At 73.3% G+C, this 20,865-nt stretch carries 22 protein-coding genes and 1 pseudogene; 11 read left to right on the forward strand and 12 right to left on the reverse strand.

What is annotated here, in order from left to right; all coding sequences use genetic code 11:
• The 3 genes and pseudogenes from AAG827_RS08450 to AAG827_RS08460 all read left to right on the forward strand — a co-directional run.
• Positions 1–186, forward strand: a pseudogene (locus AAG827_RS08450) (amino acid permease); the annotation flags it as partial.
• Between the two features lie 95 nt (positions 187–281).
• Positions 282–1,637, forward strand: a complete 1,356-nt coding sequence (locus AAG827_RS08455) for a 3-deoxy-7-phosphoheptulonate synthase class II (RefSeq protein WP_341925474.1) — start codon at positions 282–284, stop codon at positions 1,635–1,637.
• Between the two features lies 1 nt (position 1,638).
• Entirely contained in the window at positions 1,639–2,646 is a 1,008-nt protein-coding gene (locus tag AAG827_RS08460; protein ID WP_341925475.1) for a GntG family PLP-dependent aldolase, read from the forward strand.
• A gap of 15 nt (positions 2,647–2,661) precedes the next feature.
• Here AAG827_RS08460 and AAG827_RS08465 read toward each other — a convergent pair whose 3' ends face one another.
• From AAG827_RS08465 to pknB, 6 genes are all read right to left on the reverse strand, one after another.
• Complete coding sequence (locus AAG827_RS08465; RefSeq protein ID WP_341925476.1) at positions 2,662–3,717, reverse strand: hypothetical protein; 1,056 nt, start codon at positions 3,715–3,717, stop codon at positions 2,662–2,664.
• A 181-nt stretch (positions 3,718–3,898) separates the two neighbouring features.
• Positions 3,899–4,948 (reverse strand): 3-deoxy-7-phosphoheptulonate synthase, encoded by a 1,050-nt coding sequence (aroF, locus tag AAG827_RS08470; RefSeq protein ID WP_341925477.1) that lies wholly within the window; start codon positions 4,946–4,948, stop codon positions 3,899–3,901.
• A gap of 194 nt (positions 4,949–5,142) precedes the next feature.
• Positions 5,143–6,036 (reverse strand): DMT family transporter, encoded by an 894-nt coding sequence (locus tag AAG827_RS08475; protein ID WP_341925478.1) that lies wholly within the window; start codon positions 6,034–6,036, stop codon positions 5,143–5,145.
• Complete coding sequence (locus tag AAG827_RS08480) at positions 6,033–6,926, reverse strand: deoxyribonuclease IV (RefSeq protein WP_341925479.1); 894 nt, start codon at positions 6,924–6,926, stop codon at positions 6,033–6,035. The genes AAG827_RS08475 and AAG827_RS08480 overlap by 4 nt, the downstream gene beginning before the upstream one ends.
• A gap of 105 nt (positions 6,927–7,031) precedes the next feature.
• Positions 7,032–8,654: a metallophosphoesterase gene (locus tag AAG827_RS08485; RefSeq protein WP_341925480.1), complete on the reverse strand. Its 1,623-nt coding sequence runs from the start codon at positions 8,652–8,654 to the stop codon at positions 7,032–7,034.
• Between the two features lie 11 nt (positions 8,655–8,665).
• Positions 8,666–10,675, reverse strand: a complete 2,010-nt coding sequence (gene pknB, locus AAG827_RS08490; protein ID WP_341925481.1) for a Stk1 family PASTA domain-containing Ser/Thr kinase — start codon at positions 10,673–10,675, stop codon at positions 8,666–8,668.
• Positions 10,676–10,857: 182 nt separating this feature from the next.
• On the opposite strand from pknB, the gene AAG827_RS08495 reads away from it, so the two are divergent.
• Genes AAG827_RS08495 through AAG827_RS08505 form a run of 3 tightly spaced genes read left to right on the forward strand, consistent with a single transcriptional unit; the run spans position 10,858 to position 12,167 of the window.
• Positions 10,858–11,229 carry an Rv2175c family DNA-binding protein gene (locus AAG827_RS08495; RefSeq protein ID WP_341925482.1) on the forward strand — a complete coding sequence of 124 codons (372 nt, stop codon included), beginning with the start codon at positions 10,858–10,860 and terminating at the stop codon, positions 11,227–11,229.
• 18 nt (positions 11,230–11,247) lie between these two features.
• Positions 11,248–11,745: a ribonuclease domain-containing protein gene (locus AAG827_RS08500; protein WP_341925483.1), complete on the forward strand. Its 498-nt coding sequence runs from the start codon at positions 11,248–11,250 to the stop codon at positions 11,743–11,745.
• Complete coding sequence (locus tag AAG827_RS08505; protein ID WP_341925485.1) at positions 11,742–12,167, forward strand: barstar family protein; 426 nt, start codon at positions 11,742–11,744, stop codon at positions 12,165–12,167. The genes AAG827_RS08500 and AAG827_RS08505 overlap by 4 nt, the downstream gene beginning before the upstream one ends.
• Before the next feature lie 95 nt (positions 12,168–12,262).
• Here the strand turns inward: AAG827_RS08505 and AAG827_RS08510 are convergent, their stop codons facing one another.
• A complete protein-coding gene (locus AAG827_RS08510) occupies positions 12,263–13,339 on the reverse strand; it encodes a polyprenyl synthetase family protein (RefSeq protein WP_341925487.1) in 1,077 nt (358 codons plus the stop codon).
• 101 nt (positions 13,340–13,440) lie between these two features.
• On the opposite strand from AAG827_RS08510, the gene metF reads away from it, so the two are divergent.
• Both metF and AAG827_RS08520 read left to right on the forward strand, forming a co-directional pair.
• Entirely contained in the window at positions 13,441–14,331 is an 891-nt protein-coding gene (metF, locus tag AAG827_RS08515) for a methylenetetrahydrofolate reductase [NAD(P)H] (protein ID WP_341925488.1), read from the forward strand.
• A gap of 46 nt (positions 14,332–14,377) precedes the next feature.
• On the forward strand, positions 14,378–14,980 hold the full coding sequence (locus AAG827_RS08520) for an SIMPL domain-containing protein (protein WP_341925489.1): 603 nt from the start codon (positions 14,378–14,380) through the stop codon (positions 14,978–14,980).
• A 213-nt stretch (positions 14,981–15,193) separates the two neighbouring features.
• Here AAG827_RS08520 and AAG827_RS08525 read toward each other — a convergent pair whose 3' ends face one another.
• The 5 genes from AAG827_RS08525 to AAG827_RS08545 form a co-directional block, all read right to left on the reverse strand.
• Positions 15,194–16,507 (reverse strand): FAD-dependent oxidoreductase, encoded by a 1,314-nt coding sequence (locus tag AAG827_RS08525; protein WP_341925490.1) that lies wholly within the window; start codon positions 16,505–16,507, stop codon positions 15,194–15,196.
• A gap of 79 nt (positions 16,508–16,586) precedes the next feature.
• Positions 16,587–17,183: a DUF4126 domain-containing protein gene (locus AAG827_RS08530; RefSeq protein ID WP_341925491.1), complete on the reverse strand. Its 597-nt coding sequence runs from the start codon at positions 17,181–17,183 to the stop codon at positions 16,587–16,589.
• Positions 17,184–17,201: 18 nt separating this feature from the next.
• Positions 17,202–18,122 (reverse strand): hypothetical protein, encoded by a 921-nt coding sequence (locus AAG827_RS08535; protein WP_341925492.1) that lies wholly within the window; start codon positions 18,120–18,122, stop codon positions 17,202–17,204.
• Positions 18,119–18,625 (reverse strand): SigE family RNA polymerase sigma factor, encoded by a 507-nt coding sequence (locus AAG827_RS08540; RefSeq protein WP_341925493.1) that lies wholly within the window; start codon positions 18,623–18,625, stop codon positions 18,119–18,121. Before AAG827_RS08540 ends, AAG827_RS08535 begins: the two co-directional genes overlap by 4 nt.
• A gap of 102 nt (positions 18,626–18,727) precedes the next feature.
• Entirely contained in the window at positions 18,728–19,204 is a 477-nt protein-coding gene (locus AAG827_RS08545; protein ID WP_341925494.1) for a YbaK/EbsC family protein, read from the reverse strand.
• A 47-nt stretch (positions 19,205–19,251) separates the two neighbouring features.
• Here AAG827_RS08545 and AAG827_RS08550 point away from each other — a divergent pair, with 47 nt between their 5' ends.
• The 3 genes from AAG827_RS08550 (at position 19,252) to AAG827_RS08560 (ending at position 20,863) form a co-directional block, all read left to right on the forward strand.
• Positions 19,252–19,695, forward strand: a complete 444-nt coding sequence (locus tag AAG827_RS08550; RefSeq protein WP_341925495.1) for a hypothetical protein — start codon at positions 19,252–19,254, stop codon at positions 19,693–19,695.
• Between the two features lie 299 nt (positions 19,696–19,994).
• Positions 19,995–20,387: a DUF6504 family protein gene (locus AAG827_RS08555; RefSeq protein WP_341925496.1), complete on the forward strand. Its 393-nt coding sequence runs from the start codon at positions 19,995–19,997 to the stop codon at positions 20,385–20,387.
• Complete coding sequence (locus tag AAG827_RS08560) at positions 20,387–20,863, forward strand: SAV_6107 family HEPN domain-containing protein (protein ID WP_341925497.1); 477 nt, start codon at positions 20,387–20,389, stop codon at positions 20,861–20,863. The genes AAG827_RS08555 and AAG827_RS08560 overlap by 1 nt, the downstream gene beginning before the upstream one ends.
• Positions 20,864–20,865 lie beyond the last annotated feature (2 nt).

Consider the following 20,865-nt stretch of genomic DNA (forward strand, 5'->3'; position numbering starts at 1 on the left):
GGTGCGGTGGCCTGCCTGTTCTTCGTCGGGCCGTGGGCCCGCGACCGCGACGACTGGATCCAGTACCAGGTCGCCGGCGGCCTGATCCTCCTCGGCGTCGTGCTGTGGGCGGCCACCTGGGCGACCAACCGGGGCGTCCGGGCCAAGAAGACCGGCTTCCGCGACATCGAGCACCTCGAGGACTGAGCGCTGGCCGAGTCGGCGCGATGTTGCATCCGTGAGCCTGTCCGCGCGCTGCCGACGAATCGAGGTGGGCGACCCCGCGCGCGTAGGCTTGAGCGGTGAGCAGCAACGTCCCCGACCTCTCCGCCCTGCACGCCCTCGGGCCGGCCCAGCAACCGACGTACGCCGACCGGGCCGCCGTCGACGAGACCGTCGCCCGGCTCCGCACGATGCCGCCGCTGGTCTTCGCAGGCGAGTGCGACGACCTCAAGACCAAGCTGGCCGCCGTGGCCCGCGGCGAGGCGTTCCTGCTCCAGGGCGGTGACTGCGCCGAGACCCTGTCCGGCGTGACCGCCGACAACGTGCGCAACAAGCTGCGCGTCCTGCTCCAGATGGCCGTCGTGCTGACCTACGCCGCGTCCGTCCCGGTGGTCAAGGTCGGCCGGCTGGCCGGCCAGTACGCCAAGCCCCGCAGCTCCGACCTCGAGACCCGCGACGGCGTCACGCTGCCGGCCTACCGCGGCGACGCCGTCAACGGCTTCGACTTCACCCCCGAGTCGCGCGTGCACGACCCGGCGCGGCTGCTCGACGTCTACAACGCCTCCGCCGCGACCCTCAACCTGGTGCGCGCCTTCACCACCGGTGGCTACGCCGACCTGCGCCAGGTCCACGCGTGGAACACCGACTTCGTGCGCGACTCGCCTGCGGGCCAGCGCTACGAGAAGGTCGCCCACGAGATCGAGCGGGCGATGGCGTTCATCTCCGCGATCGGCGCCGACCCCGACGAGTTCCACCGCGTCGACTTCCACTCCTCCCACGAGGCCCTCGTCCTCGAGTACGAGCACGCGATGACACGCATCGACTCGCGCACCCAGCAGCCCTACGACGTCTCGGGCCACTTCGTGTGGATCGGTGAGCGCACCCGCCAGCTCGACAACGCCCACGTCGAGCTGCTCAGCCACATCCGCAACCCGATCGGCGTCAAGCTCGGCCCCTCGACCAGCGCCGACGACGCCCTGGCCCTCGCCTCCAAGCTCAACCCCGACAACGAGCCGGGCCGTCTGACCTTCATCACCCGCTTCGGTGCCGGCAAGATCCGCGACGGCCTGCCGCACCTGGTCGAGAAGATCACCGCCGAGGGCGTCAACGTGGCGTGGGTGTGCGACCCCATGCACGGCAACACCTTCGAGGCCAGCTCGGGCTACAAGACGCGCGCCTTCGACGCCGTGATCGACGAGGTCCAGGGCTTCTTCGACGTCCACCACGCGCTGGGCACATGGCCCGGAGGCGTCCACGTCGAGCTCACCGGCGACGACGTCACCGAGTGCGTCGGGGGCAGCGAGGAGCTGCTCGAGATGGACCTCGGCAACCGCTACGAGTCGGTGTGCGACCCGCGCCTCAACCGGGTCCAGTCGCTCGAGCTGGCTTTCCTGGTCGCGGAGATGCTGCGCCGCGAGAAGCCCGTCCAGTCCTGACGTGGCCGACGCGATGATCGACCTCCGCAGCGACACCGTCACGCGTCCGACCGAGTCGATGCGGGCCGCCATGGCGCGCGCGGAGGTCGGCGACGACGTCTACGGCGAGGACCCGACGGTCGCGCTGCTCGAGGAGCGGGTCGCGGGTCTCTTCGGCCACGAGGCGGCGCTGTTCATGCCGACCGGGTCCATGGCCAACGTGCTCGCCGTGCGCTCCCTGGTCGCGCCGGGCCAGGAGGTCCTCTGCGAGTCGGCCGCCCACATCGCGCGCGCGGAGCTCGGCGCCCACGGTGCCTACAGCGGCGTCACCATGCGCACCTGGCACCACCCGCGCGGCCAGGTCGACCTGGCGATGGTGCAGACGCTCTTCGCCCCCGACATGGGTCCGTTCTTCGTGCCCACGGCCGCGATCTCGGTCGAGAACACCCACAACTTCGCGGGCGGCGCGGTCCTGCCGCTCTCCGACCTGCACGACCTGCGCGACTTCGCCACCGGCGTCGGCGCCTCGATCCACATGGATGGCGCCCGCATCTGGAACGCCCACGTCGCGACCGGCACGCCGCTTCGTGAGTACGGCGCCGTCGCCGACGTCATGGCCGTGTGCCTGTCCAAGGGGCTCGGTGCGCCGGTCGGCTCGTTGCTGGTCGGCAGCCGCGACACGGTCGCGGAGGCCCGGATCTGGCGCAAGCGCATGGGTGGCGGGATGCGCCAGGTGGGCATCCTGGCCGCGGCCGGGCTGCACGCGCTCGACCACCACGTCGAGCGGCTGGCCGACGACCACGCCCACGCCCGGCTGCTGGCGGCCGCCTGCGGCGTCGATCCTGACGGCGTGGACACCAACATCGTCGTCGTACCCCGTCCGGATGCGCCCGACTTCGTCGCCCGAGCCGCCGACGCCGGCGTCCGCGTCGCCACCGTGGGCCCCACCACGGTGCGCCTCGTGACCCACCTCGGTGTCACCCGTGCCGACGCCGAGGCCGCCGCCGGGGTGCTCGCCCGGCTGGTCTGAGCCCGACGCAGGCGGTCAGCCGACGGGTGATCCCACGAGCGCCAGGTCGCTGATCGCGGTGTAGTCGCGTGCCGAGCGGCCGGCTCCCGGGGAGCTGACGCTGACGAGGCGCAGCGTGACGGTGCTCGTCACCACCGGCTCGAGGTCGATGGTCTGCATGGTGCGGGTCTCGACCAGCGACTGCGACACGGTCGTGCCGTCGTCGAAGGTCCACTCGACGGCGAGGATGCGGCGGTTGCCGCGATACCAGTTGAGGCGGCCGGAGCCGGCCTCCGAGGTCTTCGCGTAGCCGTTGACCAGCCCCACCCGGCTCAGCGTGGTGGGGCCGTCGAGGGTGAGCGTGATCGTCTGGCCGGACGCGTCGCCAGGGGTGCGCCAGCATGTCGTGCGCACGTCGTCGAGCATGTTGCGCGACTCGTAACGGACCTCGTTGCCGTCGACGTCCACGTTGGGCGGCGCGGTGCCGGGCACGGTCGCCGTCGCGAAGCGGGCGAGGTTCTCCGGCGGGACGGGGTCGGTCGGAGTCTCGCTCGGGCTAGGCGTGGAGGTCGGGCTCGGGCTCGGGGTGGGCGTGGGGGCGGGCGTCGGGCTGGTCGCGTCGCTGGGGGGCGGGGTGCTCGACGCGGATCCCACCGCAGCCGGCTCGCGAGCGGTCTCGTCGTCGCCGCCGGTGAGCAGCAGGATCCCGCCCAGCCCGGCGGTCAGCAGCAGGGCCAGGGCGGCGAGGGCCCACGGCAGCCAGGCGGGTCGTGGTCGCGGCTCGCGGTGGTGCCCGCCCGGCGGGGGCAGCAGCGGGGGAGGGCCGCTGGGGAGCGGGCCCGGGTGACCGACCTGGTCGGCATAGAGCGGGAAGCGCGGCTGCTGCAGCGGCTCCAGCACCGGAGGCGGGGTCCGGGGCGCGCTGACGGTGGGCCCCGTCGGGTCGAGCGCCGTGGGGTCGAGCGGAGCGGGGTCGAGCACCGCCGGACGCTCGGCGGTGTCGGTGCCCCACGACCGGTCCACGGGCAGGCCGCAGTTGACGCAGAAGCGACCCAGCCCCAGCTGGTGGCCGCACTGGGCACACGTCTCCACGACCGTCACCCTAGCGGCGGGTCGGCCGAGGCAGGGGCGGTCCGGGGGCGCGGGACTCCCCGGCCGGCCGAGCTGCCGACGCGCCCCACCCCCACGCCGAGTCGGCGCGATGTTGTCGCGACGGGTGCAACATCGCGCCGACTCGGCCCCTCCTTGCGGTCCGTCGAGGTCCTCGGGGGACTCAGACCCTTCGGATCCGCTCGCCGGCGTCGACCCGACCGACGACCGGCGGCAGCTTGCGCACCGCGGTGGCGAGGTCGCGCAGGTCGTTGCCCAGGAGCGCCTGCGGCCCGTCGCACAGCGCGACCTCGGGCTCGGGGTGCACGTCGACGATGATCCCGTCGGCACCGACGGCGATCGCGGCCCGCGAGAGCGGCACCACGAGGTCCTTGCGGCCGGCCGCGTGGGAGGGGTCCACGATGATCGGCAGGTGGCTGGTGGCCTGCACCACCGGCACCGCCGAGATGTCGAGGGTGTTGCGCGTCGCGGGCTCGAAGGTGCGGATGCCGCGCTCGCAGAGGACCACGTCGAGGTTGCCGCGCTGCGCGATGTACTCAGCCGCCATCAGCCACTCCTCGATGGTGGCGGTCATGCCGCGCTTGAGCAGCACCGGCTTGCCGGAGTCACCCGCAGCCTGGAGCAGGCCGAAGTTGGCCATGTTGCGGGTGCCGATCTGGAGCATGTCGGCGTGCTCGGCGACGACCGGGACGTCGCGGGCGTCCACGACCTCGGTGACGATCGGCAGGCCGGTCGCGGCCCGCACGTCGGCGAGGATCTCGAGGCCGGCGACCCCCAGTCCCTGGAAGGCGTACGGCGAGGTGCGGGGCTTGTAGGCCCCGCCCCGCAGGATCGTGGCACCGGCGGCCTTGGCCATCTGCGCCGCCTCGAGCGTCTGCTCGGGCGTCTCGACCGCGCACGGGCCGGCCATGAAGGTGAAGGTGTCGGGGCCGATCGGCACCTGGGCGCCGGGCTGTCCGACCCAGACCGTCGAGCGGCCGGCGTGGTGCTGGCGGCTGACGAGCTTGTAGGGGTCGCTGATCCGGTGCACGTCGGCGACGCCGCGCAGGGTGCGCAGGTTGAGGTGGTGGAACGACTCGAGGTCGCCGACCAGGCCGATGATGGTCCGGACCACGCCCTTGGAGACGAAGGCCTCCCCTCCGACGGCCTCGACCTTCTCGACGACGTGCGCGACGTCCTCGTCGGTGGCGTCCGGTGACATGACGACGACCATGGTGTTCCTTCTCTCTGGATGCGTGCCCGACCCCGGTCCGGCACGCAGAAACGCCCCGGTCGTTGGCCGGGGCGTTGGTGGTGTGCGGCGCGTCTAGACGGCCCGCACGGGCAAGCCCGGCAGGTGTCCAAAGAAGTACGACGGCGTCACGTCGACGACTCTAGCCTCACCGCTGCACCGCGCGGCGACGTCGTTCACACCGCGAGATGCTGCACCTCGCCCTCGATCTTGCGCCGGGGACCGGCCTCGACGACGAGCATCGCGCCGAGCACCATCACCCCGCCGAGGACCATCCGCATCGTCATCGACTCCCCACCCAGCAGCACCGCGAAGAACGCCGCGAAGACCGGCTCCATGCTCATGATGATCGCGCTGCGGGTCGGCGGCAGGATCGACTGTGCCCAGGTCTGCCCGACCAGGGCGGCGGCGCCGGCGAAGACCGCCATGTAGACGACCGAGAGCCAGTCGCGGGTCTCGCTCGGCAGCACGATCCCGTCCGGTGCGGTCGCGACGAGGCACACGACGGCGATGACCATCAGCTGCACGATCGACATGCCGAGCGCCTGTCCGGGCGCGGACCAGGCCCCCAGGCCGACGATGTGCAGCGCGTAGAGCATCGCCGCCACCAGCGTGATCGCCTCGCCGTAGCCGATGGAGAAGCCGTTGAGCGTCAGCACCCCGAGGCCGGCCGTCGCGAGCGCGACGGCACCCCAGGTGAGGGCGGTGATGCGTGTCCTCAGCAGGACGGCCGCGAACAGCGGCGTCGCCACGACGTACATCCCGGTGATGAAGCCGGACACGCTCGCCGCCGTGTGCGCCAGGCCGGCCGTCTGCAGGATCTGCGCGACGCCGTAGAGCACGCCGAGCACGATCGCGTGCCGCCGTGACTCCGCCGAGAGCCGCGACAGCGCACGGGGCGCGACGAGGAGCATCACGGCGCTGGCGATCGAGAAGCGCACCGCGAGGAAGTCCAGCGTCGGCACCCGGTCGAGCAGGTCCTTGATGAGGAAGAACGTCGACCCCCAGCACGCCGTCATCGCCAGGAGGGCGAGCGTGGCGAGCAGCGTCGTACGACGGGTGGTCGTCACCGACGCGCCGGCGTGCGCTCGCGGAGCTCCTTGAGGAGCGGGATGTCGGCGTTGCCGACGTCGCGTGACCCGGGGGTCTCCAGGACGAACGGCACGCCCTCGGTCGCGGGATGGGCGAGGAGCTCCTCGAAGGCGCCGGTGCCGATGTGGCCCTCGCCGATGCGCTGGTGGCGGTCCTTGAAGGCACCGCGCACGTCCATCGAGTCGTTGGCGTGCACCAGCCGGAGCCGGCCGGCGCCGCCGATCTCGACGATCCGGTCGAGGGTGGCGCTCGCTCCGCCGGGCTCGTCGAGGGGTGCTCCGGCCGCGAAGACGTGGCAGGTGTCGAGGCAGATCCCGGCCTTGGGGTGGTGGTCGAGCGCGTCGAGGTAGCCGGTGAGGTCCTCCACGCCGGCGCACAGCGACCGGCCCTGGCCCGCGGTCGGCTCGAGCAGCAGCCAGGGCGCGCCCTCGTCGGCGATGGTGTCGAGGATCGGCAGCAGTCCCTCACGGACCTGCGCCATCGCGGCACGGTGCCGTGCCGACTGCTCCGCGGGGCTACCGCCGGGATCGACGTAGGAGCCGGTGTGCACGACCACGCCCTCGGCGCCGATCTCGGCCGCCCGGCGCAGGTTGTGCGCGACCAGGGCGACCGAGCTGGCGTAGGTCGCAGGCGTGGGGGAGCCGAGGTTGACCAGGTAGGGAGTGTGGATGAAGGTCCGCATCCCACGACGGGCGGTCTCCTCGCGGAAGCGCGCGTCCTCCGCCGGCTTGCCGGGCGAGAGGGCCCAGCCACGGGGGTTGCCGACGAACACCTGGATCGTCTCCGCGCCGAGCTCGTCGGCGCTCGCCAGGGCACCGTCGACGAGGCCCTTGCCGACCAGGACGTGGGTGCCGATCGGGTTGCGCATGGCGCTGACGCTATCGCCCGGACCTGCCTGCTCCGACGGGAGGTGGGCGGGTCGGGACGGGGTTGCTGAGGGCGGTGGGGGCCGCAGCGGGCAGCACCACCAGCCTCAGTCGCGCACCTGCCACGGCCGCATGATGCCGCTGCGCTCGAGCAGGTGCCCGCGGCCGTCGAGGACGGCGGTGCCGATGGTGAACGGCGTGGGGGAGACGCGCAACCGCGCCGGCATGCCGACGGGGCGGGACTCCCAGAGCCGTCGGCCGCTGGGCGCGTCGGTGGAGTGGATGTCGTAGTCGCGCAGGGTGAGCCGCATCCGGTCCTGGTAGACGTCGGCGACGAGGTAGTTGGTGAGGCCGAAGGCGAAGAGCCCGCCGTGGGAGAGCTGGAGGACGCCGTCGCGGTGGAGGGCGGTCACGTCGTGGACCTCGCCGGAGAGGTAGAGGTCGACGCCGTAGTTCTTGAAGAGCTGCCAGAGCTCGGAGCTGCGGCCGCCTTCGTACATCAGCCCGCTCGAGCCCCGCTGCCGCACGGGCCCGATGATCGGGGTGTGGCCTTGGGCCACGATCCACTGCACGCCGTCGCGGCGGGCGTCGCGCAGCACCCGCTCGAGCCAGCGCAGCTGCTTGAGGTCGAGGCGGATCCGGGCGCGCTCGTCGGTGATGTCGAAGACGTTGAGCGTCACCATCTGCACCTCGGGGCGCGGGCGCCAGGCATAGGCCGTGAGCTCGTGCCGCGACCCCCGGGGACGGTCGCGGTAGCGGGGGGTGCCGTCGGCCAGCCGGGTGAAGCGCGCGGCGAACTCGCGCTCGAAGAGCGGCGCGAGGCGGCGCTTGTCGGGCCCCCAGTCGTTGTCGCCGAACTCGTGGTCGCCCATCGCGAGGTGGGCGAGCATGCCGCGGCGGGCGAAGCGCTCGACCCACTGCGGGTAGTAGGTCGCGGCTGCTCGGCGCAGGGACGCGCGGCGCTGGGCCTCGGTGTCGCCGGCGCCGAAGTTGCCCGACCGGTCCTGGCGGGTGCCCCACCAGCCCTCGACGAGGTCGCCCGCGACCAGCACCTGGTCGGCGCCGAGCGACTGCCAGTCGTCGAGGATCGTGTCGAGCGCCTGCTCGTAGGCGGGGTTGGTCGAGTTGGCGGTCGCGCCGCGACGCCCGGGCTTCCAGAAGCCCGGGCCCTGGGCCAGGTCCCCGACGTCGGCGTTGAGGAAGTCCGGGCTGGAGAGGAAGCGGAAGCTGACCTCGGGACGCGCGTTGCCGAAGGCGACGCGCTTCGCGGGGAGCGTCGTACGACGGCCGTCGACCGACACGCTCGCCCCGACCCGCTCGCCGACGCCACCGTCGACCGCGGCTGCGAAGCCCACCGTGCGCCGGCGCGTCTGCGGGCTGACCCGGCAGGTCAGCTGGCGGCCGTCGGCGGAGATGAACGAGTAGCGCTGGACGAGCGCGCTGGGGCGACACCCCGGGGGGATGGCGGTGAGACGCGCGTTGGTGAGCGTCACGCGGAGCAGGGCGTCACGGCCGCGGGTGCGTGGCACGGCGACCGAGCCGCGCACGATCGTGTTGGTCTCGACGAAGAAGGACGACGAGGTCCACGCGGCCCGGGGAGCGGTGCCGGCGCGGCTCTCGGCGGAGGGCACGACGGCGCCGGTCCCGAGCGCGCCCGTCAGCGCGGCCGTGACCAGAGCGAGGACGAGTCCCCACCGGGCAGCACGCAGCCGCCATCTCCCCATGAGCATGGGCGAAATTGTCACACGAGGTTGAGGGTGATGGTGCTGCCCTTGGGGATCATCTCGCCTGCGGACGGGTCGGAGCTGAAGACGAACTCCAGCCCGATGTAGCTGCTGCCGCGCACGATGTCGACCTTGAAGCCCAGCGCCTCGAGCTCGTCGACCGCCGACTGCACGGGGGAGGCCCGCACCTGGGGGACCTCGACCAGCTCGGGTCCCTTGGACACGACGAAGCTGACGGCGTCACCGCGGAAGAGCGTGCCGCGACGGGGGTCCTGGGAGATGACGCCTCCCTCGGGCACCTTGTCGTCGAACTCCTCGGAGGTCACGTTGGCGACCAGACCCCGCTTCTCGAGCGCCGCGCGCACGTCGTCGATGTCGTCGCCGATCCAGCTGCCGACCTTGATCGGCTGACGCCCCTTGCTGACGACGAGGTCGACCGAGGCGCCGGGACGCAGCGTCGTGCCGGAGGCGGGGATGCTGCGCAGCACCGTGCCCTTCGGCGCGGTCTCGGAGAACTTCAGGACCGTCTCGTCGTAGGCGAGCTTGACCTCCAGCAGCGCGTCCTGCGCCTCGTCCTCGGTCAGCCCCTTCATCTTCGGGACGTCGTAGCGCTCCTTGCCGAGGCTGAGCGTGATCGTGACCGTGCCGTCCTCGAGGATCCGGGAGCCGGCGCTCGGGTCGGTCTCGATGACCTGGCCGGCGGCGACGGTCTCGGAGTAGGTGGGGTCGGCGTAGTCGTAGGCCAGGCCCGCGGAGTCCAACCTGGTCTCGGCCGCGGCCTGCGCCATGCCGATCACGCCGGGCGTGGTGGTGTAGCGCGCCCAGCCGAACCAGTAGGCGCCCGCACCGCCGGCCAGCGCCAGCACCAGGGCGAGCACGAGCAGGATCGGGCCCCGCTTGGAGCGGCGCGGTCGGGCGGGCCGCTGGGGGCGCTGGGGGCGCTGGTCGCGTGGCGGCGTCGGTCGCGGAGTGCGGGGAGCCCCGGCCGGGGGGCCGAGCGGCGGCGGCTTGGCGGCGGGGTAGGTGACGGTGTGCTCGGGGCCGGCGCGTTCCATGAGCGCGGTCATCTCGGCCTCGTCCCACATCTCCGGGGCGGTGTCGCCGTGCCCCTGCGCTGCGGCGTCCTCGTCCTCCCAGACGCGCGCCAGCATCAGCGGCGACAGGTCGGCGGTGAGCTCGGCGTCGTCGCGCACACCGTGGGACAGTGCGTTGCTGACGCGGTGGACCTGGTGGAGCAGCACCGACGCGTCGGCCGGGCGCAGGCCCGGCTCGCGGGAGGTGGCGCGGGCGACCAGCGCGTCGACGTACGGCGGCAGATCGGGCACGAGCGCCGAGGGTGGTGGCACGTCGTGGTGGACGTGCTTGTAGGCGACCTGGATCGGGGTCTCGCCCTCGTGGGGCTTCACGCCGGTGAGCAGCTCGTAGAGGACCACCCCGGCGGCGTAGACGTCGGCGCGTGCGTCGGCGGACCCGGCCACGACCAGCTCGGGGGCGAGGTAGGACACGGTGCCGATGAGCACGCCCGAGGTGGCGGTGTGCTGGGTGTCGGCGCTGACGGCCTTGGCGAGGCCGAAGTCGGCGACCTTGATGCGCCCGTCGTCGGCGATCAGGACGTTCTCGGGCTTGACGTCGCGGTGCACCAGACCGGCACGGTGCGCCGCGGCGAGCGCGGAGAGCACCGGCTCCAGCAGCGCGAGCGCCTTGGCCGGCGACATCGGGCTCTCCTTGGCGATGGTGTCGCGCAGGGTGTGGCCGGGCACCAGCTCCATCGCCAGGAAGACGGTGCCGTCGTCGGCGCCCTGGTCGTAGACGGCGACCACGTTGGGGTGCGAGAGCCGGGCGGCGGCCCTGGCCTCGCGCACGAAGCGGGCCGCGAACTCCTCGTCGTCGCCCATCCCCGGGTGCATGATCTTGACCGCGACGGTGCGCTGGAGGCGGGTGTCGGTGGCCTCGTAGACACTCGCCATGCCGCCGCGCGCGATCCGCGATCCCATGAGGTAGCGGCCGTCGAGGAGACGACCGGTCATGGGGTCGGTCGAGGAGGGGACGTGCCGATCTGAGCTCACAGCGACCCTCCTGCGGCCGGACGGGGAAGGATCCGGGGCTCTGATCCTACGGTCGCGACGCTGCCGGGGCGCGCTCACACCGCTCCGGCGTGGCGCGGGCGCGCCCATTTCGGCCCCGCACCCCGGGGTGGAACCATGGGGGCATGAGTGAACCCCGACTGGCCGACCACGACCTCGCGGCGCTGGTCCCCGACTGGCTCGACTGGGCCGAGACCGCCGCCCTGCTCGACGTGACCGTCGCCAAGGTCCGCACGATGATCCGCGACCACGAGCTGGCCGCCGCCGTCCCTGCGCCCGGCCAGGGCCAGCAGGTGCCGGCCGCGTTCATCCATGACGGCTTCCCGGTCAAGGGACTGCCCGGGCTGCTGACGATGATGCACGACAACAAGTACGACGACCGCGAGATCATCGCCTGGCTCTTCCTCGACCAGGACCTGCCGGGGCGCCCGATCGACGCGCTGCGCGAGAACCGCGGCACCGAGGTCAAGCGCCGCGCCCAGGCCATGGCCTTCTGACGCACCCCTGACCTCTCCGTGACCCTCAGCCGCACCACCCTGCGCACGATCGGGACGGTCGTCCTCACGGTCGTCGTCGCGCTCGTGTTCTTCTTCCTCGACGACACCGAGGAGGCTCCGGGCCCGTCCTCGCCGCCGGCGGTCTCGGGCTCGTCCTCGTCGTCCTCGTCGTCCTCGTCGTCCTCGCCCGGCGGTGAGCCGGAGTCGGGCGACGTCGACCCCGAGAGCGGCCTGGCGTGGGTCGAGCTCGAGGACCTGCCCGAGGTGGCACAGGACGTGGTCGAGGACATCGAGCAGGGCGGGCCGTTCGTGTGCGCCAAGGACGGCTCGACGTTCGGCAACTACGAGGGGGTCCTGCCCGAGCGCGAGCGCGGCTACTACGCGGAGTTCACCGTGATCGACGACTGCTCGCGCAACCGCGGAGCGCTGCGGATCGTGGCCGGCGACGTCGACGAGCTCTACTTCACCGACGACCACTACGCCTCCTTCGACCGGGTGCTCCTGGACGACCGGTGAGCGGGCTCGAGGCCCTGCTCGACGGCCTCCTCGCGCCCGGCGTCCACCGCCTCCACCCGTCGTACGACGTCGGGGGGCTGCGGCCGAGGGTCGAGCGGGCCGGCTGGCGCTGGGCGCACCTCGACGGCTGGACGAGGGAGACCAAGGCGGAGGTGCTCGACGGGCTCGGTGAGGCGCTCGGCTTCCCGGGGCACTACGGCCGCAACCTCGACGCGCTGGCCGACTGCCTCGACGACCTCGCGGACGACACCGTGCTCGTCTGGGAGGGCTGGGGGGCTTTCGCGACGACCGACGAGCCGACCTTCGCCCTGGTGGTGGACATCCTGCGCCGCCGGACCGGTCGCACCGCTGCGGCCGCCTTCAGCGTCCTGCTGAGCGGCGCCGGACCCGACCTGGACCTGGACCTGCCCGAGCTCGACTAGCTGGGCGTGGGGGTGGGGGCCGACGTGGTCGGTCGTGTGCCGGCGGGCGCGCTGCGCAGCGGTGTGAGGCACACGACCTCATCGCTCACGGGCCGTCAGACGACGCGCTGCGTCGCGGCGGACGCGAGCTGGCGCAGCACGATGGCGGCGTGGTCGTCGACGCCGGCCTGGTCGAGGCCGGCCACGGCGAGGCGCGCCAGCTCGGCGATGACCTCCTCGACCTGGGCGTGGGCGCCGCTGGCGTCGATGATCGAGCGCAGCCGCTCCACCTCGGCCGGGCTGAGCCGGGTGCCGAGAGAGCGGTCGAGCAGGGCGGCCTCGAGGTCGCCGGCGGCGTCGAGCGCGAGGGCGACGAGCACGGTGCGCTTGCCCTCGACGAGGTCGTCGCCGGCGGGCTTGCCGGTGGTCGCGGGGTCGCCGTAGACGCCGAGCAGGTCGTCGCGCAGCTGGAAGGCCTCTCCGAGCGGCAGGCCGAACGACGAGAGCCGCGCCAGCGCGCCGGCGTCGGCGCCGGCGAGGGCGGCGCCGATGTGGAGGGGGCGCTCGATGGAGTACTTGGCCGACTTGTAGCGCAGCACGGTCATCGCGGTCTCGACGTCGGCGCGGCCACGGGCCTGCACGGACACGTCGAGGAACTGCCCGGCGATCACCTCCGAGCGGCATGCGTCGAAGACCTCGAGCGCGGGGGAGATCCGCTCCGCGGGCAGGCCGCAGCGGCGCAGGAGCTCCTCGGACCAGCTCAGCAGCAGGTCGCCCAGGAGGATGGCGGCCGCGGCGCCGTACTGCTCCGCGTCACCGCGCCAGCCGTCGGCGCGGTGCTCGGCCTCAAAGGCGCGGTGGGTCGCGGGCCGGCCGCGGCGGGTGTCGGAGGCGTCCATGAAGTCGTCGTGGACCAGGGCGCTCGCGTGCAGCATCTCCAGCGCGGCGCAGGCCCGCGCCAGGGCCGCCTCGTCCTCGACCTCGGGCTGGAAGGCGCGGTAGCCCCAGTAGCAGAAGGACGCCCGGAAACGCTTGCCGCCGGAGACCGCGCGACGGGCCTCGGTGATCAGCCGCTCCGCGTCGGGACCGAGCGGGGTGAGCCGCCCGGCCTGGACGTCGAGGAAGTCGTCGAGGGCTGACTGCACCGAGGTGCGGAAGGTCGAGCCGTCCCAGGTCGTCTCGTCGCTCGCCACGCCCCCGACCCTAGTAGTCCGCCCGCGAGCGGTCGGCCCGAGGCCGCCCACGGCGTGGTCAGGATTGGGTCGGCCACCCACGCCCTCCCTACGCTTGTCCCATGACACCGGGTCGCGGACGCAGCATGGCCGAGCTCATCGGCGAGGGCCGACGGTCCTTCTCGTTCGAGTTCTTCCCCCCGCGCGACGAGGCCGGCGAGGCCCAGCTGTGGCAGGCGATCAGCGAGCTCGAGCCCTACGAGCCGACGTTCGTCTCCGTGACCTACGGCGCCGGCGGCTCCAACCGTGACTCCACGATCCGCATCACCAGCCGGATCGCCCGCGAGACCTCGATGACCCCGATGGCCCACCTGACCTGTGTGGGCCACACCCGCGAGGAGCTCGACCGGATCCTCGACTCCTACGTCGACGCCGGCGTGCACCACGTGATGGCGCTGCGCGGCGACCCGCAGGAGGGCCCGCGCGCGGCGTGGACCCCGACACCCGGCGGCCTCGACTACGCCACCGAGCTGGTCGAGATGGCGCACGGCCGCGGCGACTTCCGCATCGGGGTGGCGGCCTTCCCCGAGGGGCACCCCTCGGCCGAGTCGCTCGACCACGATGCCGACGTCCTGGTCGCGAAGGCCCGGGCCGGCGCGGAGTTCGCCGTGACGCAGATGTTCTTCCGCGCCTCCGACTACGTCGGCCTCGTCGAGCGCGTGCGCGCCCGCGGTGTCGACATGCCGATCCTGCCGGGCATCATGCCGATCCTGAACCTCAACGCGATCCGTCGTCAGGGCGAGCTCATCGGCACGGACGTGCCGGCCGAGGTCGTCGAGCGCATCAGCGTCCACGACGGGGACCCGGTGGCCATGCGCGCCGAGGGCATCGCCCTGGCCGCCGAGCTCTGCGAGGAGCTCCTCGAGGCCGGAGCGCCGGGCCTGCACTTCTACACGCTCAACCGCTCCAAGGCGACGCGCGAGATCTTCCAGGCCCTCAGGATCACCGTCTGACGCTCGTCCGCACGGCGGCTCCTCCGCACGGCGTAGCGTCGTCGGCATGCGCACCATCACCGTCGTCGGCCACGGCAGCACCCAGGTCGTCCCCGACTCCGCCGTCCTACGCGTCGGCGCCGCCCACCAGGGAGCCACGCTCGCCGAGGCGCTCGCCGGGGCGTCGTCCGCGGGCGAGGCCGTCGTGAGTGTCGCCCGGCAGCACGTCGACACGGCCCGGGTCGCCTCGCGCGACCTGTCGGTGTGGCCGGCCCACGACCACCAGGGCCGCCCCGCTGGCTTCCAGGCCCGCCAGGGCTACACGATCCTCTGCCCCGACCTCGCTGTGGCCGGCACGGTCGTGACCGAGCTGGCCGCCGCGGTGGGCGACCGGCTCCAGGTCGACGGCGTGACGCTCGAGGTCGCCGACAGCGCCGCGGCCGAGGTCGGCGCCCGTGAGGCGGCGTACGCCGACGCGCTCGCGCGGGCCTCCCACCTCGCGGCCCTCGCCGGTGTCCGACTGGGGGAGGTGCAGGCCGTGGTCGAGGGCGGTGCCGCGGGTGCTCCGGCGGAGATGGGCATCGGGGCGATGGCCAAGCGCGACGTCTCCTTCGAGCCCGGCGAGAGCACCGTCTCCCAGTCGCTCACCGTCACCTGGTCGGTCACCTGACGCCCGAGCAGGCGCGGCTGAGCGTGCGGGCGTGCGTTCGGTCGTGTGCCGCAGGCAGCGGTGCAGTGCGGTCAGCGGCACACGACCCGACGTCCCCGTGTGCGCTGGTCGCCCCCGTGCCGAGTCGTGGGCCCCAGACCGCGCCCCGGCGCAGCCTCCGGCACACGACCCGAGGGAGGTGAGCCCGCCGCGCACCATCGCACCGACTCGGCGTCAGGCCGGGCCGATCGCCTGGGCGACCAGCGACGCCGACAGACCGACGAACGGCAGCCCGGTGCCGGGGGCGGCGTGGGCGCCCGCGGCGTAGACCCCCGGGACGGGCGTGGTCGGCCCGAGTCGGTGCCGGACCGTCGAGCGGCCCTGCCAGAGCACGCCCATGGGGGAGCCGCCCCAGGTGTCGACCAGGTCGCGGGGTGACAGGTCGAGGCGGGTGACGACGTTGTCGCGCACGTCGATCTTGTGCCGCGCGAGCGCGCGGAGCATGTCCTCGGCGAGCCGACCGCGGCCCTGGAGGGTCCACGCGGCGCCGCCGTCGGGTGCCTGGCCGCCGGTGCGCAGGATCAGCAGCGGGTCGCCGTGGAGGACCACCTCGTGCGGGAGGTCGGGCAGGTCGCCCTCGAGGCCGAGGTGCGTGATGACCGGGGGGATGGCCGGCATCGTGCGCTCGACGTACGACGCGAGGGCGGGGAGCCGGCGCGGGTCGACGGCCACGACGACGACGTCGGCGGCGATCTCGCCCATCGCCGTGGCGACGGCCGCGACCCTGCCCTCGCGCAGGACCAGGTCGAGCGCGGGGGTGTCCTTGAGGACGGTCACGCGGCGGGTCGCCAGGCGTTGCTCGAGCGCGACGGTGAGACCGGCCATGCCGCCGGGGACCGTCCACGCGTCGAAGCGCTGCTCGAGGTAGGCACGCAGCCCGGCCCAGGCGGGCACGTTGCGCAGGTCGTGGCCCTCGGCGACGAACGGGTGCCCCGCGACCAGCGCCAGCCGCTCGTCGCGGAAGGACCGGCGCAGCCGCTTGTGCAGCGTCTCGCGGCTGTCCAGGCGCTTGCTCAGCGCCTTGGCGGCCTCCGGCGACAGCGACGACGGGTCCCACGGGACCTCCATGTAGCCGCGCCGCAGCACCTCCCAGTCCTCGTTGAAGCTCTCGACGTAGTCGACCCACACCTGCCCCAGGCCCTTGCCGAGCTCGTCGAACGCCGCCAGCTGGGCGCCGCGGGTGCCTCCGGGGAGCCGCAGGACCGAGCGGTCCTCGAAACGGTGCTCGCGCACCAGGTCGAGCGCGACCAGCTCGACCTCCTTCTCGACCGGCCGGCCGGACTTGCGGAAGAGGTCGCGGATCACCGCGGGCAGCAGCGTCGAGGTCGGGCCGGCGTCCCAGGTGAAGCCGTCCTGGCTGACCGAGGTCATCGCGCCGCCGAGCTGCGCGGAGCGCTCCAGCAGCGTCACCTCGTGGCCGAGCTTGGCCAGCCGAGCCGCGGAGGCAAGCCCGCCGAAGCCACCACCGACCACCACCACCTGCGCCATGGGGTCAACCTACTGAGCGGCCAGGCGAGCGGTGACGGCGGCGCGGATCATGGGGTCCGAGAGATCCATGCGCAGGACGCTAGGCCAGTGCGCCGGGACCTGCGACCCGTTTGCTGCGCAGCCGCCGCCAGCCTCGTCGTACGAGCCGGGCCGCGAGGTAGAGCACGACCAGCCCCACCGCCAGCAGGACGCCGGCGATGGCGGCGGCCGTCTGTGGGTGCTCGATCGCGAACCACACCAGGCCCAGCACCACGACGTCCTCGGTGATGCTGGCGACCACGTTGCTGACCGGCTCGGGCGAGGAGTTGATCGCCAGCCGGCTCCCGGCCTTGACCAGGTGCGAGGCCAGTGCCGTGCCCCCGCCGACGACGCCGTTGACCGCCTGGGCCAGCGAGTCGGCATCACCGGCGAGGAGCACCCCGATGACCGCGCCGGCCGTAGGGCGCACCAGCGTGGAGACGACGTCCCAGGCCGAGTCGACGTAGGGGATCTTGTCGGCGACGAACTCCATCGCGTAGAGGAAGCCCGCGATCGCCAGCACGTCCCACCGCCCCAGCACGTCGGGGATCCCGGAGGAGTCCCCGACGCGCTCGGCGATGCCGAGCACCAGGACCACGAGGTAGGCGTTGACGCCGCTGGCCCAGCCGCTGGAGAAGGCGAGGGGGAGGGACTCCATGCCCCGAGGTTAGAGGTCTCAGCCCGCCGGCGTCGGCTCCTCGAACGTGCCGCAGGTGACGCCCGAGTCGGGCAGGACGAAGCCCGGGCAGCCGCTGACCGGGTCGGGCTCGGGGGCGGGCATCACGACCTGCGGGTCGGTGCCGAGCTCGGCCAGGTCGGCGACGGGCACCTCGAAGGCGGCCTCGGCGGCGTCGAGCGACGGAGCCTTGAGGGTCTCGGACACGTAGGTCACGAACGTCTCCGACTTGATGACCTTGACCCGGTGCTCGAACCACAGCCGGTCCGGCGCCACGGTGGCGAGCTCGTCGGCGGTCACGACCATGAAGCCGCCGCCCTGGAAGGGGCGCAGGGCCCAGAGGTTGGTGATGACGACGGCGCCGTCGTCGCGGACGTCGACGCTGCACTCGAGGTAGGAGCCGTCGGCGAGGCCGTGCTCGCAGTAGGTGCGGACATCGCCCTCGGCCTCGCCCCGTGCGTGGGCGAGGTCGACCGCGAAGCGGTGCTCGGAGTCGCCGCCGTAGGAGACCGACATGCCGCTGGCCCGGTCCCACCACTTCTCGGCCAGGGGCGCGCCCTGGTTGTCGCCGGCCTCGAAGGTCGCCGGCCCGAGGTCGTCGACGCTGCGCTCCAGCACCGCCCGGGACTCCTCCTCGAGGATGCGCGGCATCTGCGAGGCGTCGTAGTCGGCCAGGAAGGCCGACGTCGCCGGGTCGATCGCCGTGGACTCCCCGCGCGGGGCGTCGCTGCCGAGGACCTGGGGGCCGACGGCCGCGCCGCCGACGGCGAGCACGGCGAGGGTGGCCCCGCCGGCGACCAGCCGCCGGGTGCGCGAGGTGCGCCGTCCGCGGCTGATCGCCGCGTCGGGCGTGAGGGTGAAGGGCGGCTCGTCGGAGCGCACGTGGTCGCGGACGAGGGTGGTGAGGTCGTGCTCGGTCATCGGGACTCCTCGGTGAGGACGAGATCGGGAAGGTGGGTGCGCAGGGTGTCGAGGGCACGCGCGGTCTGGCTCTTGACCGTGCCCTCGGCGATGCCGAGGGCCGCGGCGACCTCGGTGACCGCGAGGTCGTCGAGGAAGCGCAGCGCGACGATCGCGCGCTGGCGCGGGGCCAGGAGGGACAGGGCGGCGCCGAGGTCGAGGTGGCCGTCCTGCTGGGCGGGGTCGACCGGTCCGGCCCGGTCGGGCAGGTGCTCGGTCGGCGCCTCGGGCCGGTGCTTGCGCAGGTGGCTGAGGCACTGGTTGACCACGACCTTGCGGGCGTAGGCCTCGGCCGAGTCGCGCCGCACGCGCGGCCAGGCGGAGTAGAGCTTCACGAACGCCTGCTGGGTGAGGTCCTCGGCGAGGTGCCAGTCACGCACGATCAGGTAGGCGGTCCGTCGCAGGGCGGGGCCGCGGGCGAGGAAGAAGTCCGAGAACTCCTGCTCGCGGTCGGTACGTCGCATCGGGTGCTCCGTCGGGGGTGTCGTCGGGGATGTCGTCCTCGGGTGGGGGACAACCCGTCTACGCGCCGCGGCCCGTGCGGGGTTCGCACGCGCGGGCCCCGATCACGACTCGACGTCGACCTCGGTCGCGCCGGTGAGCGCGACCAGCTCGTCGTACGTCGTGGAGAAGACTGCGGCCGGGTGGCCGGCGGCCGCCCACACGACGTCGTAGCGGCGCAGCCAGGCGTCGAGGTAGGTCGGGACGGGCGCCGGGTGCGCGAGGGGGGAGACCCCGCCGATCACCTGGCCGGTGTGCTCGCGCACGAAGTCGGGCGAGGCCCGCTTGAGCGAGGCGACGCCGATGCGCCCGGCGACCGCGGCGGTGTCGACCCGGTGGGCACCCGAGGTGAGGATCAGCACCGGGGTGCCGCCGGCGTCGAAGAGCAGGCTGTTGGCGATCGCGCCGACCTCGCAGCCCAGGGCCTCCGCGGCGAGTGCGGCGGTGTGGACCGCGTCAGGCAGAATGACCACGTCCCCGACCCCGCCCAGACGGGTGTGCTCGTCTCGGAAGCGGATGATGCCGGGGTGCTCGGTCGTCATGGTGCGACCCTAGTGTCCCGATCCGGAGCAGAGAGAACAGGTTTCCCATGATCCAGCAACCGCGATCACTGGTGCTCGCGGTCCGCCTCCTGCTCGGGCTGGTCGCCCTCGGGGCGGTCGTGACGGTCCTGACCGCGGTGGAGCGCGACGCGCTGATCCGGGCCTGGTCGGTGGGCCACCCCAGCGACAGCTCGATCCAGGCGCCGGCGTTCGTGCCGGTCGCGATCGTCCTCTACGTCGTCTACGCCGGGCTGATGCTGGTGCTGCTGCCCTTCCTGCGCGGTGGTTACAACTGGGCCCGCTGGGCGCAGTTCTCCCTGGTCGTGATCATCGTGATCTCCACGCTGGCCGCCCTGCGCACCGCGCCGCCCACCCTCTTCGTCGTGTGCTCGATCGCCTCGCTGCCGCTCAACGCCGCGATCCTCTACCTGCTGGTGCACCGCGACACCCACGCGTTCATGCGCGACGAGCAGGAGCCGGCGCAGGTCTGAGCGTGGGGGACCGGAGGGTCCCGGTCTGCCGGGGTGCCTGTGGACGACTGTCGGGTCGTGTGCCCGAGAGCGCGTCTCACCGCTGCGTGAGGCACACGACCCCATGGTCGGAGCCAGCCTCCCTAGTGGAGGTGCTCGGGCCCTGAGTCCCGAGAACCCCCGACGTCGTGCCCTTGACGCACTGTCGGTGGGGCGGTGTACCTTGACAGTGTTCGAACACGCGTTCGAACACCTGCCGGCGGGGACGACCTCGACCCCCGTCCCCGCCGGCCCTGGGGTCCCGGTGCGAGGAGGACGGCATGAGGCGCTACGACGATCCGGTGGAGGTCCGCCAGGGCGGGGACGGCCCCGAGCAGTTCCTGTGGCGCGGCCGGCTGTGGAAGGTCCGCTCGGTGCTCGCGCACTGGGTCGAGACCGGTCCCTGGTGGCAGGGCGCGCCGGCGCGTGCCGTCATCGGCTCCGACGAGCCGCCGGGTGAGCCCGGCGTGGACGACCTGCCCACCGGGGTGGTGCCGATCGGTGACCTGATGGCCGAGCGCGAGCTGTGGCGGGTCGAGGCCGGCCGCGGTCTCGTCGACCTCGACGGCCATGACGGGGGATCGAGCGGGTCACCCGCCGACCGGTCCGGGGTCTTCGACCTCTCGCTCGACTGGAGCGACGGTCGCTGGCAGCTCGTCGGGTGCGTGGACTGATGACCGAGCACCTCAACCCCTACGCCCTCCCGGCGACCACCCATTCCTACCTCGCCCGCTCGGCGGAGTCGCTCAGCGACGCGATCGCCGCCACCGACGTGCCCTCGCGCTACGCCTTCGCCCACGTCGCCGCGCTCCGTGCCGCCGCCGCCCTGCTCGCGGCCCGGGCGCGCCCGGCCCCGGCGCGACGTCGTCCGCAGAAGAACGCCTGGGTCCTGCTCGCCGAGGTCGCGCCCGAGCTGGGGGAGTGGGCCACGTTCTTCGCCGCCGGTGCCGCCAAGCGGGCCGCCGCCGAGGCCGGCTCCACCCGGGCGGTCAGCGAGCGCGAGGCCGACGACCTGGTCCGCGACGCCGACCGCTTCCTCGGGGTGGTCGAGCAGTCGCTGGGGCTGGTCCCGCACGCGCCGCTGCGGGCCGTGCAGGTCCCGCAGGCAAGGGTTATCCCGCCTAGACGCGAGGTCTCGCGCTCGGCTTGAGT

The organism is Nocardioides psychrotolerans (genome assembly GCF_943371775.1).
In the GTDB taxonomy this organism is placed as follows: domain Bacteria; phylum Actinomycetota; class Actinomycetes; order Propionibacteriales; family Nocardioidaceae; genus Nocardioides; species Nocardioides psychrotolerans_A.